General features: G+C 40.0%; 9 protein-coding genes and 1 tRNA gene. 4 read left to right on the forward strand and 6 right to left on the reverse strand.

The window, feature by feature from the left end:
- Positions 1-3: 3 nt before the first annotated feature.
- The 4 genes from glgB to gap form a co-directional block, all read right to left on the reverse strand.
- Complete coding sequence (gene glgB, locus ACXACJ_RS04455; RefSeq protein WP_475133069.1) at positions 4-1,914, reverse strand: 1,4-alpha-glucan branching protein GlgB; 1,911 nt, start codon at positions 1,912-1,914, stop codon at positions 4-6.
- A gap of 2 nt (positions 1,915-1,916) precedes the next feature.
- On the reverse strand, positions 1,917-3,542 hold the full coding sequence (locus ACXACJ_RS04460; protein WP_475133070.1) for a maltokinase N-terminal cap-like domain-containing protein: 1,626 nt from the start codon (positions 3,540-3,542) through the stop codon (positions 1,917-1,919).
- A gap of 15 nt (positions 3,543-3,557) precedes the next feature.
- Positions 3,558-5,501: an alpha-1,4-glucan--maltose-1-phosphate maltosyltransferase gene (locus ACXACJ_RS04465; RefSeq protein ID WP_475133071.1), complete on the reverse strand. Its 1,944-nt coding sequence runs from the start codon at positions 5,499-5,501 to the stop codon at positions 3,558-3,560.
- 398 nt (positions 5,502-5,899) lie between these two features.
- On the reverse strand, positions 5,900-6,895 hold the full coding sequence (gene gap, locus ACXACJ_RS04470; RefSeq protein ID WP_475133072.1) for a type I glyceraldehyde-3-phosphate dehydrogenase: 996 nt from the start codon (positions 6,893-6,895) through the stop codon (positions 5,900-5,902).
- Positions 6,896-7,075: 180 nt separating this feature from the next.
- Between gap and ACXACJ_RS04475 the strand changes: the two genes are divergently transcribed.
- A tRNA-Glu gene (locus ACXACJ_RS04475) sits at positions 7,076-7,147 on the forward strand.
- 155 nt (positions 7,148-7,302) lie between these two features.
- Here the strand turns inward: ACXACJ_RS04475 and ACXACJ_RS04480 are convergent.
- Positions 7,303-8,919, reverse strand: a complete 1,617-nt coding sequence (locus tag ACXACJ_RS04480) for an ABC-F family ATP-binding cassette domain-containing protein (RefSeq protein ID WP_475133073.1) — start codon at positions 8,917-8,919, stop codon at positions 7,303-7,305.
- A gap of 175 nt (positions 8,920-9,094) precedes the next feature.
- Here ACXACJ_RS04480 and ACXACJ_RS04485 point away from each other — a divergent pair, with 175 nt between their 5' ends.
- Together ACXACJ_RS04485 and ACXACJ_RS04490 are read left to right on the forward strand one after the other, a co-directional pair.
- Entirely contained in the window at positions 9,095-9,727 is a 633-nt protein-coding gene (locus ACXACJ_RS04485; RefSeq protein WP_475133074.1) for a 2OG-Fe(II) oxygenase, read from the forward strand.
- A gap of 255 nt (positions 9,728-9,982) precedes the next feature.
- A complete protein-coding gene (locus ACXACJ_RS04490) occupies positions 9,983-11,791 on the forward strand; it encodes a L,D-transpeptidase family protein (protein ID WP_475133075.1) in 1,809 nt (602 codons plus the stop codon).
- A gap of 144 nt (positions 11,792-11,935) precedes the next feature.
- On the opposite strand, the gene ACXACJ_RS04495 is transcribed toward ACXACJ_RS04490, so the two are convergent.
- The gene (locus ACXACJ_RS04495) at positions 11,936-12,778 is read right to left on the reverse strand and encodes an endonuclease/exonuclease/phosphatase family protein (protein ID WP_475133076.1); all 843 of its coding nucleotides are present in this window, start codon (positions 12,776-12,778) and stop codon (positions 11,936-11,938) included.
- 159 nt (positions 12,779-12,937) lie between these two features.
- Between ACXACJ_RS04495 and ACXACJ_RS04500 the strand changes: the two genes are divergently transcribed.
- Complete coding sequence (locus tag ACXACJ_RS04500) at positions 12,938-15,097, forward strand: ABC transporter permease (RefSeq protein ID WP_475133077.1); 2,160 nt, start codon at positions 12,938-12,940, stop codon at positions 15,095-15,097.
- Positions 15,098-15,124: the final 27 nt, after the last annotated feature.

Genomic DNA, 15,124 nt, shown 5'->3' on the forward strand with positions numbered 1-15,124 from the left:
AATTTAAACTTGCTTTAAAATGACGACTGATAATGGGGGCAAAGTGAGTTTTAATGAATGAGGTTTTCCGTGTAAACCTTCTTTCTTCGATTTAATTTCTCCTTTGTTTCCAACCCCACTTCCCCAGAATTCTTTATCATCTGAGTTGAAGATTTCTTTCCAACTTCCTCCGTAACTTCCTATCTGGTACTTTTCGCGAACCATTGGTGTGAAGTTACACACTACAATCAAATTGTCTTTCGCATTCTTGCCCTTTCTTATATAGCTAATTACCGAGTTTTTGTGGTCATTTAACTCTATCCATTCAAAGCCATCCACGGTAAAGCTATTTTCATAAAGCGCTGGCTCCGTTTTATAAATATGATTAAGCGCTTTGGTTAATTTTTGCATGCCTTGGTGAGGCTCAAAATCAAGCAGATGCCAATCAAGGGAGTAGTCGTGTTTCCACTCTGTAGTTTGCCCAATTTCTCCACCCATAAACACGAGTTTGGTGCCTGGGTGAGTGTACATGTAGCCGTAAAGCAATCTTAAATTGGCAAAACGTTGCCATTCATCGCCCGGCATTCTGTCAATCAATGGGCCTTTTCCGTGAACCACTTCATCGTGAGAAAGGGGCAACATGAAGTTTTCAGTAAAGGCGTAATTTAAACTGAAAGTGATGTTGTTTTGGTGGTATTGGCGATAGAAAGGGTCTTTTTTGAAGTACTCCAAGGTGTCGTGCATCCAGCCCATCATCCATTTCATGCCAAAGCCAAGTCCGCCTAAGAAAGTTGGGCGCGATACTGCCGGCCATGCGGTAGATTCTTCGGCAATGGTTTGAATTCCTTCTACCGCGCCATACAAGGCTTCGTTTAGTTCTTTCAGAAAACTAATGGCTTCAAGGTTTTCCCTTCCTCCATATTGATTCGGAATCCATTCGCCTTCTTTTCTGGAATAATCTAAATAGAGCATAGAAGCCACAGCATCTACCCGCAAACCATCGGCATGGCAAATGTCCATCCAGTACATGGCGCTGCTAATCAAAAAGGCTCTTACTTCGCTTCTTCCATAGTTGAAAATGTAGCTATTCCAGTCTGGGTGATAGCCCTGTCTAGGGTCGGCATGTTCATATAAATGCGTGCCATCAAAATTAAATGGGCCATGCGCATCGCTAGGGAAATGGGAGGGAACCCAATCCAGAATTACCCCGATTTCTGCTTTATGGAAAGCATCGATCATGGCCATAAAGTCTTCAGGAGTTCCATATCGGCTGGAAGGCGCAAAGAAGCCTGTGCACTGATATCCCCATGATCCAAAAAACGGATGTTCCATGACAGGAAGGAATTCTACGTGGGTATATTCCATTTCCTTAACGTATTTCACAAGTTCTTTAGAAAGTTCTTTATAAGAAAGAGATTCTCCGGAAGGTTTACGCTTCCAAGAGCCTAAATGAACCTCATAAACCGAGCAAGGCTGGTTTAATTGATTGGTCTCATTTCGTTTTTTTAGCCATTTGCTGTCTTTCCATTTATAGCTGACTTCCCAAACAATTGAGGCTGTTTTAGGTGGAACTTCCCAATACAGAGCGAAGGGATCTCCTTTCTCTAAAATTTGACCATGACTGTTTGAATGAATTTTGTATTTGTATACCGTGCCTTGTTTTAGCTCGGGAATGAAGCCTTCCCAAATTCCTGTGCCATCCCAACGCGGATAAAGTTCATAACCTTCTCCATCCCAGTAATTAAAGTCGCCTATAACTTGAACATTGTTGGCATTTGGAGCCCAAACTGCAAAATACACACCTTTTACGCCATCGGCTTCAACTAGTTTGGAACCTAGTTTTTCAAAGAGCCTGAAGTGCTTTCCTGACTTAAACAGGTCGGCATCGAATTCGGTAAAAAGACTATATCCTGTAATGTATTGATGTTTTTCCATAGTTAATTCTCAAGAATTTGGTTGATGCCCGTAAGTGGAATAATAACCCAATCGGGACGGGCTTTTAATTCGTAGCCAATTTCATATACTGCTTTTTCCAGTAAATGATATTCCAGCAGATTCCGGATTTCAGACTTGTATCCAATGTCAAGTCGGTTGTCCATGGCGGTTTCTACATATTTATTTAAAAAGACTGCCGAGATGGCTTTGTAGTATTTTTCTCCTGCTTCAAAAAGCTCTGAGCGGGAGAGGGTGAAATTATTCTTCTCATTAAAAATGGTAGCATAAACGGCATAATGAAACGACCTTAGCATGCCGGCCACATCTTTTAATGGTGTTTGTTTTACTTTTCTATCACGAATAGTGCTTTCTGGTTCTCCCTCATAATCAATAATGTAGAAGTCATCATCGTCAGTTACCAGAATTTGACCTAGGTGAAGATCACCATGAATTCGAATTCTACTGCTGTTCAGGTTTATTTCATTGAAGGCCAAAAAACGTGTGGTGATTTCCTCTCTGCTTTCCAGAAACTTTTCTGCAAATTCTCTGGCCAAACCATCCAGCTTTTTAATGTTTTCTTCAACCAGAATAAAACGAGCATTTACTTGGTAGAAAATTCGATTTTTGAGCCAAACAGTATAATCTCCATTGAAGGCGATTGGATTAAATTGAAGATCGACTTTGTTGCTAAAGAGTGCAATGTGCATTTCTGCTACTCTCAGTGCCATTCTCTCAATCTTCTGAAGCGTTTCGTCTCCAATCAATAATTTAAAATCGGACTTTAAGCTTTTCGCATCAATCCACTCCAGATTGGGAATGTCCTGGATATCCTTTGGTTTGATTTGAGTAGCCTGAATGCGATCAAAATATCCTTTGATCATGTCCAAAGTATGATTCCAAGCTTCGCCAATATTCAGGATTTTCTCCTGCATAATGCCCATGGAAATGGTTGAATATTGATTGATTACCCAACTGACACTTCCGGCATATTTAGGCGAATTCTTATAGTCCGAAGTGTCTGAAAGGAATTTGGTCAGCTCTAAATCGGGATTAATATCTCTGAAAAGTCTTCTGTAAGCTTTAAAGAAGTATTTGCCATTGTACTCAATGCTGGTGTTACTTTGGTCGAAGGCTAGAATTTTTGAGTTTTCATAAACTGGTGCCGATCGCAGAACTTTTCCGCGTTCAAAACGCATTCTCGTGGTATCACTGTGAAGCCCCTTCTGAGAAATGATTTGCTCATAAAGTGCTTTCCTGAAAGGCTCCCAATAAAGTGCATCGATAATCTGACCTTTAGCACCTTCAATTTCGGTTTCCGATATAATGCCAGCGTTAGCTATATCTGTTTTTAGCGGCACAAAAGCCAAAGGAATGAAATAGTATTCCGTAAAGCCTGCCTGAAAGTTGACCTCAATAATGATAAAAAAAGCTGTACTGCCATTATGCAAATCAAAAGGCATTTCCTGATTGATTTTAAAGGATTTTGCCTTTTGGGTTTTTGCCGCATACCAGCGGGTAGTCATCATATATTTAGGCAAAATGGATTCGCAAAGCTGTTTTCTGAAAGCTTCGTTAGAAAAATGGTTTTGCCAGGCAGATGCTGTTTTGGTAATTTCAGTTTTGGCCATGTTGCGCGTTTTTGGCTAAAAATCAATAAGAAAAATATGATAAGGAACTTGGTAAGGATCTAGTTCTACAAAGTTCCATTCTTGATTCCAGATGTAACTATTGCCCGTAATCAAGTCGTGCATGCGAATTGGTGTGCCAGCTGCCACGCCCATTTTATGAAGAGGCACTTGAACCCAACCATTTTGGCGGTTGTAAGGGTCAAGGTTTACCACGCAAAGCATATTGTTGCTTTTGTCTTCACTTTGCTTGAAGTATGCCAAAATTTGCTGGTTTTCAATTTGGCAGAACTCAATATTATTGGTGAATTGAAGTGCAGGATTCTCTTTTCTAATGCGATTGATGCGAGTAATTAATTGCTTGAGCTTGTTAGTCTTTTTCCAGTCCCACAGCCTCACTTCGTATTTTTCCGAGTCATTGTATTCTTCTTTTCCTATATACGCATCGTTTACAATCTGCTCATAAACGGGGCCGTAAATTCCGTAGTTCGAACTCAAAGTAGCGGCCATCATGTGGCGAATGATATAGAGGTTTTCATTACCTCCTTGTAACATCCATGGATTAATATCAGGCGTGTTTGGCCAGAAATTAGGCCTGAAGTAATCTTTCATGTTCGATTTTGTAAGTTCGTTCATGTACTCCATCAGTTCATGTTTGTTGTTTCTCCAAGTGTAATAGGTATACGACTGGCTAAAACCTACTTTGGCCAAACGCTGCATAACTTTCGGTCTTGTGAAGGCTTCGGCCAAGAATAGAACGTCTTGGTCTACTTTTTTGACTTCAGCAATTAAATATTCCCAAAAGCCAAAAGGCTTAGTATGCGGGTTATCTACACGGAAAATCTTAATGCCCAGAGCATTCCAATGAAGGACAATGCTGACAAATTCATTCCACATGTTTTCCCAATCTGAAGACTCAAAATAGATTGGGTAAATGTCTTGATATTTCTTCGGAGGATTTTCGGCATACTGAACCGTATTATCTGGCCTCCATTTGAACCAACTTGGGTTTTCCTTCACATAAGGGTGATCTGGGGAGCATTGTAACGCGAAATCCATAGCGATTTCGATGCCGTTAGCTTTGGCTACTTTAATCACCTCTTTGAAATCTTCTAACGAACCTAGTTCGGGGAGAATGTCTTTATGCCCACCTGTTTTGTTGCCAATAGCCCAAGGCACCCCAACATCTCCATCTAAAGCAGTTGTTGTATTGTTCTTGCCCTTTCTGTGATCAGTGCCAATAGGATGAACAGGAGGGAAGTAAATGACATCAAAGCCCATTTCTGAAACATATGGAATAATGTCCAGGCAATCTTTAAAAGTGCCATGTTCGCCTTCCTTTTTTGCGGTAGACCTAGGGAAAAACTCATACCAGCTACTGAAGAGTGCTTTTTTGCGATCTACGTAAAGCGGTAATTCTCTTTCGTAAGTGGTGGCAAACTCTTTGGTAGGGTTTTCCAGAAAAATTTGATGTAATCTTTTCGATCCTGCCTCTGAAATCGCAAACGAATATTCATCTGGATTTTGGAAGGCCGAGATTAGTTTTTCTAGGTACTCTTTTTCTTCAGGAGCTTTTTTTATGGCTGCTTTTAAGTATTGAATACCATCTAAGAGTTCAATATTAACATGTTGGTCGTCATCGATTTTTCTTTCTATGTTATGCTGCCAAGTGAGTGGGTAATCTACCCATGCTTCTATAGTATATAAGTATAAGCCTTGTTTTGAAACGGTAAATTCACCTGTCCAATCATTGTTGTCTAGCTCCTTCATGAGAACGTACCCCCATTTTTTGGCATTAGCAGGTTTGTATTTAATATGAGCATTTAAAACATCATGTCCATCGGCCATAATATCGGCTGTAACCTGAAACGATTGTCCAATAACTCTTTTTGCGGCATGTGCACCAGCATTGATCTCGGGTTTTACATTTTCAATGACTGTGCGTTTTTGTCCTGATTTCATGAAAAGTTTTGCGTGAATAGCGATTTGTTTTGTTTGTGTGGAAAACGTTTGCTTAAGGTACAATTCATCAGTCAGAAAGTAAATAAAAAAAGAAAGGATAGCCTACGGATGGTAAGTAATAACTATAGCAATCGTTTGTGAAACACGGAGATGTTTACTGCAAAGACAAAAAATAACCCCTCTGGTGAAGAGCGGTTTCATTTTCCTTTTTTATCGACTTCGGATTGTCTATCACGTGAAATAGTCATCCCATTTTATAGCGACTTGGGGTTGTCATTTGATTTTTCTTACGTAAACCGCTTTTAAAAAGTTCCGAAGAAATTAAAAAGAGGTTGTTCTGTAAATCGCCAACATCTTCATAGAGAAGGTACAGCTTTCAGAACAACCTCTTGAATAACTTATTTAGAGATTCTTTCGATCAAGTCAGCGGCTCTGTTAGAATAGCCAGCCTCGTTGTCGTACCAACCTACAACTTTAACCAAGGTTCCTTGAACAGAAGTAAGTTTTGAATCGAATATGTTAGAGTGAGGGTTACCAATAATATCTACAGAAACGATTGGATCTTCAGTGTACTCTAAAATTCCTTTCATTGGGCCTTCAGCAGCAGCTTTCATCGCAGCGTTTACTTCTTCAGCAGTCACTTCTTTGTTAACAATAACTGTCAAGTCAGTCAAAGAACCATCCGGCACGGGAACTCTAAGGGCAATACCATCGAGTTTACCTTTTAGGTGAGGCAATACCAAACCTACAGCTTTAGCAGCACCAGTAGAAGTAGGGATAATAGAAACAGCACCAGCTCTAGCTCTTCTTAAGTCGCTGTGAGGAGCATCCTGAATTCTTTGGTCAGCAGTATAAGCGTGAACAGTTGAGATATATCCTTTTTCAATACCGAAAGCATCGTCCAATACTTTAGCCATTGGAGCAAGGCAGTTAGTGGTACAAGAAGCGTTAGAAAGAATGGTTTCTTCGCCAGTAAGGGTGTCGTCATTAACGCCCAATACAACAGTTTTGATATCGCCTTTAGCAGGTGCAGAAATAACTACTTTTTTAGCTCCAGCTTTAAGGTGTCCGCCAGCGCCAGCTTCATCTACAAAACGACCTGTAGATTCTAAAACTACATCCACGCCAATTTCTCCCCATGGAAGGTTGGCTGGCTCTTTTTCAGCATAGATTTTGATTTCTTTGCCGTTAACTACAATTCCATCTTCAGTAGCTGATACAGTACCGTCAAATTTACCGTGTACTGAATCGTATTTTAAAAGGTGGGCTAAAGTTGCAGTGTCGGTCAAATCGTTGATCGCTACAACTTCAATGTTTTCTTTGCTCAACAATACTTTGAAAGTCAATCTTCCGATTCTTCCAAATCCGTTGATGGCTACTTTGGTTTTAGACATAGCTTGAATATTATTTGTTGTGATTCAAAAGTGGCGTAAAGCTAACAAAGCCCTCCACCATATCAAATATAATAGGACAAAGCTGTTCTAAGTTCCTGTGGAATCGTTTGAAATAAAATTAGTCGGAAAGTTTTTGGTTTTAAAAACTGACTTCTATATTTGCACCACCAAAAAATAAACGGTCCGTTCGTCTAGGGGTTAGGACGCCAGGTTTTCATCCTGGTAACAGGGGTTCGATTCCCCTACGGACTACTAAAAAGCTCAGCATTTGCTGGGCTTTTTTTGTTTGTTAGGGTTGTTCTTGAGTTTTTAGGAGTCTTTTTTTGTGTTATGAATAGTTTTGAGGCATAAAAAAAGCTGCTCAGAAATAATCCGAGCAGCCTTTTGGTTGTGGTGATTTAAAAACCTTATTTATAAATGGCAGCTCTTTGTTCTGCCCATTTTTCATTTTCAATGTACTCATCGTAAGTGCTGAGCTTGTCTAAGCAGCCTTTTGGCCCAAGTTCAACAATTCTGTTGGCTACGGTTTGAGTGAACTCGTGGTCATGAGAAGTAAACAACACCGTACCTGGGAAGTCTTTCAACGCATTGTTAAAGGCTTGAATTGATTCAAGGTCTAAGTGGTTGGTAGGTTCATCTATGATTAAAAGATTGCCCTGTTTTAGCATCATTCGGCTAAGCATACAGCGCACTTTTTCACCTCCAGAAAGCACATTCGCCTTCTTGAAAACCTCTTCTCCAGAGAAAAGCATTTTGCCAAGGAAACCACGAATATAAACTTCATCTTTTTCGCCATCAGAGTATTCGCGAAGCCAATCGATCAAGTTTTCGGTAGTATCGAAGTATTCAGAGTTGTCGTTCGGTAAATATGAAGTAGTGATAGTTTGGCCAAACTTAAATTCTCCGCTATTGGCTTTTTGCTCACCCATTAGGATTTGGAAAAGGGAAGTAGTTGCTGAACTGTCTTTGCTCAAGAATGCTACTTTATCTCCTTTATTTACGAATAGATCAAGCCCCGTGAATAGCGTTTTTTCTTCAGTTGATTTGCTTAAACCTTTAATCTCCAAAATTTGGTCGCCAGCTTCTCTTCCTTGGGTGAAAATAATGGCTGGATAACGCCTGGTAGAAGGTTGAATGTCTTCAACATTGATTTTATCCAAAAGCTTTCTTCTACTGGTTGCTTGCTTCGATTTAGAAGCATTGGCAGAGAATCGGGCGATAAATTCCTGAAGTTCTTTTTTCTTTTCTTCAGCTTTTTTATTGGCCGCAGATCGCTGTTGCAAGGCCAGCTGACTTGACTGGTACCAGAAAGTATAGTTACCCGTGTAAAGTTTTACCTGAGCAAAGTCAATATCTACAACGTTTGTACAAACCGTATCCAAGAAGTGACGGTCGTGAGAAACCACAATCACTGTGTTTTTGAAATCCAAAAGGAAGTCTTCTAGCCAAGTAATGGTGTGAAGATCCAAGTCGTTGGTAGGCTCATCCAGAATAAGAAGGTCTGGGTTTCCGAAAAGTGCCTGCGCCAAAAGTACTCTTACTTTCTGGCTACCATTTAGGTCTTTCATTAGGCTGTAGTGAAGGTCTTCGCTAATATCCAAGCCACTTAAAAGGGCGGCAGCATCAGATTCTGCATTCCAACCATCCATTTCTGCGAATTGGGCTTCTAGTTCAGAAGCTTTAATGCCATCTTCTTCAGAAAAATCAGGCTTCATATAAATGGCCTCTTTTTCTTTCATTAAGTCCCAAAGCACAGTATGACCCATCATTACAGTGTCCAAAACCGTATTTTCGTCAAATTCGAAGTGATTCTGCTTTAATACAGCCATGCGCTTACCTGGCTCCATCACCACCTGTCCGGTATTTGGATCAACATCACCCGCCAATATTTTTAGGAAGGTAGATTTTCCGGCACCGTTAGCACCAATTACTCCATAGCAGTTGTTGCCTGAGAATTTGATGTTTACTTCATCGAATAGAACCCTTTTGCCGTAAGCCAGCGAAACATTTTGTACTGAAATCATAAAACCTGTGAATTTGAGGCGGCAAAGGTAAGGCTATAAGATGGGAAAGGGAAGGAGAGGAGTGACTTTATAATCAATGTTTTAGCTGGTTGAGTAAATTAACAGTAAAACTCTTGGTTCCAGGCTTTTCTGTTTTTGAAAATTCTTTATTTTCGCGGGCTTTTTTTGAATAAAGATGACTGCCTTTAGTGATGAGCAGTGGGTGAACTGGGTTGACCAACTCTCAGAAGACGATTATGTGGTAATCGACAATTTTCTTTCCCCAGAATTGTTCGATCAAGTGCGCTCTTACTTCTTGGCGAGGTTGGAAAGTGACGGTTTTTCTGATGCAGCCATTGGTGCTTTAAATGCTAAGACCTTGGAGAAATCTATTCGAGGAGACAAAATTTATTGGCTGAACAGAACTGAAGATTTGGAAATGGTAGGCTTTTTCAATCTTTCAGACGAGGTGATTGGTAAATTGAATGAGCTTTGTTTTTTGAGCCTTTCAGGTTCAGAATTCCATTTGGCGCATTATCCAGAGGGTACTTTTTATAAACGTCATATCGATCAGTTTAAGGGCCGAAGCAACCGCTTGATTTCAGTAATCATTTATTTGAACGTGGGTTGGCAACCTGGCGATGGTGGCGAACTCAAAATCTTTAGGCCTGATGGTGATGATCTTCTGGTTGAGCCATTGGCGGGGCGCTGTGTTATGTTTCGCAGTGATACCGTTCCGCACGAAGTTTTGAAAACGCAAGTGAGCCGGTATAGCCTTACGGGTTGGTTGCTTTATCAACCCGCATCTTTGGGGTATTTATTGGGATAAGATTTTTTCTTTTAGAAAAGAGATAAATGGCCTTCGAATCTATTGAGAATCGAAGGCTTTCTTTTTGAAGCAATTTCTCAATTGGGTAGAATATTCCTCAATTTGGTTGAATTTCATCAACATCATTTTTACGATAAACTTCGGATTTTGAGCAATTAGGCCATTTCTGGGCTTTGGTATGGTTTTCCTTTATTCTCTCATGACTTCTCTTCTGGGAAGCATTTTCTAGGAATCCTCAAACCAAACTAGAGCAACATGAAAAGGGACGTATTAGGCTTAACAATATTTATATTTATCATCGGTGCACTTATCTCATCCATAGCACCATGGACCATGTTTTCAATCATTGAAACCCGGCCAGTTGACAATAACATGGTGAACAACTCATCAATGCCATCTTTCAAAGTAATGCCCATGGCGAATAACGAACAGGTGTACATTGGTGCTGAAAAAATCAAAAATTCATTTTATGCTTCTGAAATCGAAAAGGATTTAAACTCGGTTTATGCGGCTCACGAAGGAAGGCCACTTTGGGTCGATCAGAACGGTCCTTACACAACTTGCCTTGAAGCGGTAAAAGAGTTGGAAGAAAGTCAATTCCATGGTTTGGAGGCTGCTGATTATTCAGTTTATGATATTAAACGTGCTCTCGAAAATCTTGATCATTTAAAAGATCAACCTGATTCTTTGGCTTCTTTGGATTTGGCCATCACTGCCAATTATTTGCTTTACAATTATCATTTAGGAAAGGGAAGAATTAGTGCGGATAGCTTGAGCGGCTACTGGCACAGCGATCCTTTGGAATGGGATTTCACCAATGAAATATTAAGTGCAAATACTGACGAAACTTTATCAGAGCATTATAAAAAGCTTTTGCCGAAATATGAGAGCTATAATCAATTGAGAGATTATTTGGCGAGGTATTCTGAAATAGTTGAACAAGGCGGTTGGGAGAAAATAAATGTTAAGTTGGAAGATGTAATTGAACCAGGTTCTCGAACCCATATTATTCCCCAAATCAGAAAGAGACTTCAAGTGACTGATTCCATGTTGAGTACGCCAACATCGACTTTTGGAGCTTTTTCTAACCCAAACTTCACCTTAGAACGCCTTGAAAACGACTCGCTATTGTACGATGCTGAGTTGGTAGCTGCAGTTCAGCGTTTTCAATTATCGCATGGTTTGCAGGTTGACGGTAGAATTGGAGAGGAAACCTTAGAGACTTTAAATATTACTGCTGAAGAAAGATTGGAAACCATAAAATTGAACCTTGAGCGTATGCGCTGGATGCCACGCGAATTGGGTCAGGATTATTTGATCGTGAATATTCCTGAATATGCCCTAAGAGCTTATGAAGGCAACGACATGAAGTTGAAAATGAAGGTGATTGTTGGTGCTGAAAAAACAAATACTCCAATTTTCTCTGATACGCTCAAGTATGTAGTATTTAGCCCAACTTGGACGGTTCCTAGAAGCATCAAAATCAATGAAGTTTTACCTCGATTGAGAAGAGATTCAGCTTATTATACTGACCGTAACTTTAAGTTTTACAGCGGTTGGAGTTCCGATATGGAAGTTGATCCACGAACCGTTGACTGGACACAATATTCAGCTGATAACTTTCCATTCAATGTGGTGCAGCAACCAGGAAGAAGTAACTCTTTGGGAACTGTGAAATTTATAATGCCTAATAATATGAGTATATACTTACATGATACTAATGCTAGTTATCTCTTCGCGAAAGATAAAAGAGCAATAAGTCATGGTTGCGTAAGAGTAGAAAAACCTGATGTTTTGGCCTCTTATTTACTTCGCGATCAGGAGAAATGGAATCAAGAAAATATTCATGCTTACAGAGCAAAACAGTCTCCAGTGAGGGTTGATCTGAAGAAGGATTACCATGTGCAGCTTACCTACTTTACTGCTTTTGTTGATGAAAACGGCCAATTGAATTTCAGACCAGATATTTATGGTCACGATGCTTTGCAGAGAGAAAGCATTTTTAAACCAGCCAATAAAATTTCAACCACTAGAGAATACTTAGTTCAGGCAGAAGAAGAGTAAGCAATTGTGAAGTAGCTGATTATCCAAATTGCCTGAGTGATATCCTCAAATTCTGGAATTAAGAAATATTGTATCCTAATTAAAAATAAAAGCCCTTCGGAATCATCGTTATTCCGAAGGGCTTTTTTGTATCAATTTCACTATCTAGTTATAAAGCACAGCTTCTATAACCACAGGTAAATGGTCGGACGGGTATTTCAGGTCTTTCGAATCGCTGAGTACCGCATATTTTTTGGTCACAATGCCTCTTCTTCCAGCAAAAATATAATCAATTCTTCTTTCTACAGTTTGATTATGCTTAAAGCCATTATAAGTTCCTTTTGGCCCAAAAACCACTTGAGTGCTATAATGACGGGTATCGTTCATTTGCTCGCTTAGCTTTTGAATTGGAGCAGAATCTGGCTCTAAATTGAAATCTCCCATGAGGAAAACAGGCAGTTTTTCAGTGTTGATGTTCTCAATTTGCGATAGAATTAAATCTACGCTCTTCATGCGAGCCGTATCTCCAACATGGTCGAAATGCGTGTTGAATACCCAAAATCTCTGCTCTGTTTTCTTGTCTTGAAAAAGGGCGTAAGTGCAAATTCTTTCTAAGGCAGCGTCCCAGCCCACACTAGGATTTCCGGGTGTTTCCGAAAGCCAAAAAGTAGATTGTGTAATTACAGAGAGCTTTTCGGTTTTGTAGAAAATGGCGGAATATTCCCCTTTGGTTTTTCCGTCATCGCGGCCCACGCCCACATAGCTGTAAGCTGGTAAGGCATCGTCTAAAAACATAACCTGATGATTAAGGCCTTCCTGAATTCCCATAACATCTGGCTCAACAAAGTTAATTTGATTAGCCATCCAGCGTTTTCTAAGTTCCCAATGGTTTTCTCCGTCTCCAGGGTTATCATAACGGATGTTGTAAGTCATTAATTTAACAGGCGTTTGCCCAAAAGCTGTGAGGGTCAGCAAGGCAAAAAAGGATAAGGTGAATAGTTTTCGCATAAAGCAAATGTCGCTATTGAAGAGCTAAATTGAAAGGTTCTGATTTTAACTCAAAGTGAAGAAATATTTTTAGGTGAACGCCTGTAATGCCCAATTCGTGCAACCGTCTATGTTAAAAACGGTCTTTAGTAAGTTTTTAACCCAAAGCTCAAATCCAACATGCTCACCACCCATATCAAAACCGCCATTCGCAGTTTGCGTAAAAATAGCACCTACACTTTTTTAAATATCATTGGCCTCACTTCTGGTCTGATTGTTTTTATTCTGATCACACTTTACACTAGTTATGAATTTAGTTACGACAACTATCACGAAAATGGAGATCGGATTTATCGCATTTATAAGGAAGATGTCGATAACTTCTATATGGGCACAAATAAGTTTGCAGTGACTCCTGGGCCGCTGGCTCAAGCTTTGTTAGACGAATTTCCTGAAGTTGAAGAAGCTACAAAAATCACTTCATGGGGTAATATTTTGGTGAAGGCGAATGAAGTGGTGCATTTGGAGCCACGTGTATTTTTCGCAGATCCTTCGACTTTCCAGATTTTTTCATTTCAAGCAATAGCGGGTAAAATCGATGATTTTCTAGAAGAGCAAAATACAGCAGTTCTTTCAGAATCTGCAGCCATAAAGTTTTTTGGTAAAACGGATGTGGTGGGCGAAATCATTTATTTCAGAAATGAAAATCCTTTTAAAGTGGTTGGGGTTTTCGAGGACATGCCTAAAAATTCACACTTTGTAATGGACGTTGTGTTTCAGTTCGAAAGCGTGATGAAGGTTTCGAACAACTCTTACGATCGCTGGGGGAATAATTCTTATCACACATTCTTTCTGCTGAAAGAAGGAGCAAGCGCACAGGCGCTACAGGGTAAAATGCCACAGCTCAGGGCAAAATATGCCGATGATCCTATCGATGAAGATGGTCAAGAAACACTTTATACTATTCAAGCCTTAAAGGATGTTCATTTTACAAGAAACGTAAACTTTGACATAGCTCCGGTCAGTGATGCCCAAAAGCTCTATATCTACTTGGGGATTGCTTTTATGGTGCTCATCATTGCAGGAATCAATTATGTGAATTTGGCTACGGCTAGGTCGATGAATCGGACTAAAGAAATTGGAATTCGCAAAGTGATTGGAGCTCAAAGTAAAAATCTCATGCTTCAGTTTTTACTGGAATCCTTTTTATCGGTTTCGCTTTCGGTGGGCTTGGCAGTACTCGTTTTATTTTCAGTTTTGCCTTTCTTCTCCCAGTTTGTAGATAGGCCTTTGGTATTGAATTTTGGTTCTTACCAACTTTGGGCATTGCTTCTCACTTTGGTGTTGGGCTTAGGTGTTTTTGCTGGGCTATATCCCGCTTGGTTGTTAACCTCTTTCAAGGCGGTTAATGCATTAAAAGGGAAAGGGCAAATCAGGCAAAAGGGAGCTTTTTTCAGAAATGCATTGGTCGTTTTTCAATTCACCATATCAAGTGGGCTGATCATTTGTGCCGCAGTACTTTCCGAACAATTGAGCTTTATTCAAAACGCAGATACAGGATTCACACGGGATAAAATTCTGGTTCTTAATATTCGTGACCAAAAGATTATTGATGGAATGGAAGCTTTCAACAATGATCTACGTAAGATATCTGGCGTTGTGAGTGTTTCAGGATCTTCTTCTTTGCCCAATAATATCAGCTCAAGTACAAGTGCACGATGGCCAGGTAAGGCCGAAGAAGTACGTATCCCAATTTATACAGCCAGTGCCGATTACGATTTCTTTAATCTATTTGAACTTGAATTTGTAGAGGGAGGACCCTTTAGAAGAGATGTGGAATCTGATAAGAAGGCAACAATTTTGAACGAAGCCGCGGTGAAGGCATTCGGTTGGGATGAACCTATCGGAAAACAGTATATTAACCAAACGGGCGATACCGGCAGAGTGATTGGCGTGGTGAAAAACTTCAATCAACATTCGCTTCATTTAGGTATTGAACCATTGCAGATATGGTGGAAACAAAATCAACGAACGCTTTCGGTTAAACTTTCTGGCGAGGACTTCAAACAAACTCTAGCTTCGGTGGAAGAAGCCTTTAATAGTTACACTCCTGAATATCCCTTCGATTACAATTACTTCAACGATATTTTTGAAAGAGCTTATGAAAATGACACCAAGACGGCCCAATTAGCCAAATGGTTTACGGTTTTGGCCATTGTAATTGCCTGTTTGGGTTTGTATGGATTGGCGGCTCACAAAGTTCAGTTGAGAATTAAGGAAGTGGGGGTAAGAAAGGTTTTGGGAGCTTCGGTTTCGCGAATCTTGATGCTGCTGACTTAAGAGTTTGCATTACTTCTATTGGTTTCA

This window comes from Roseivirga sp. AWQ4_251 (assembly GCF_056158225.1).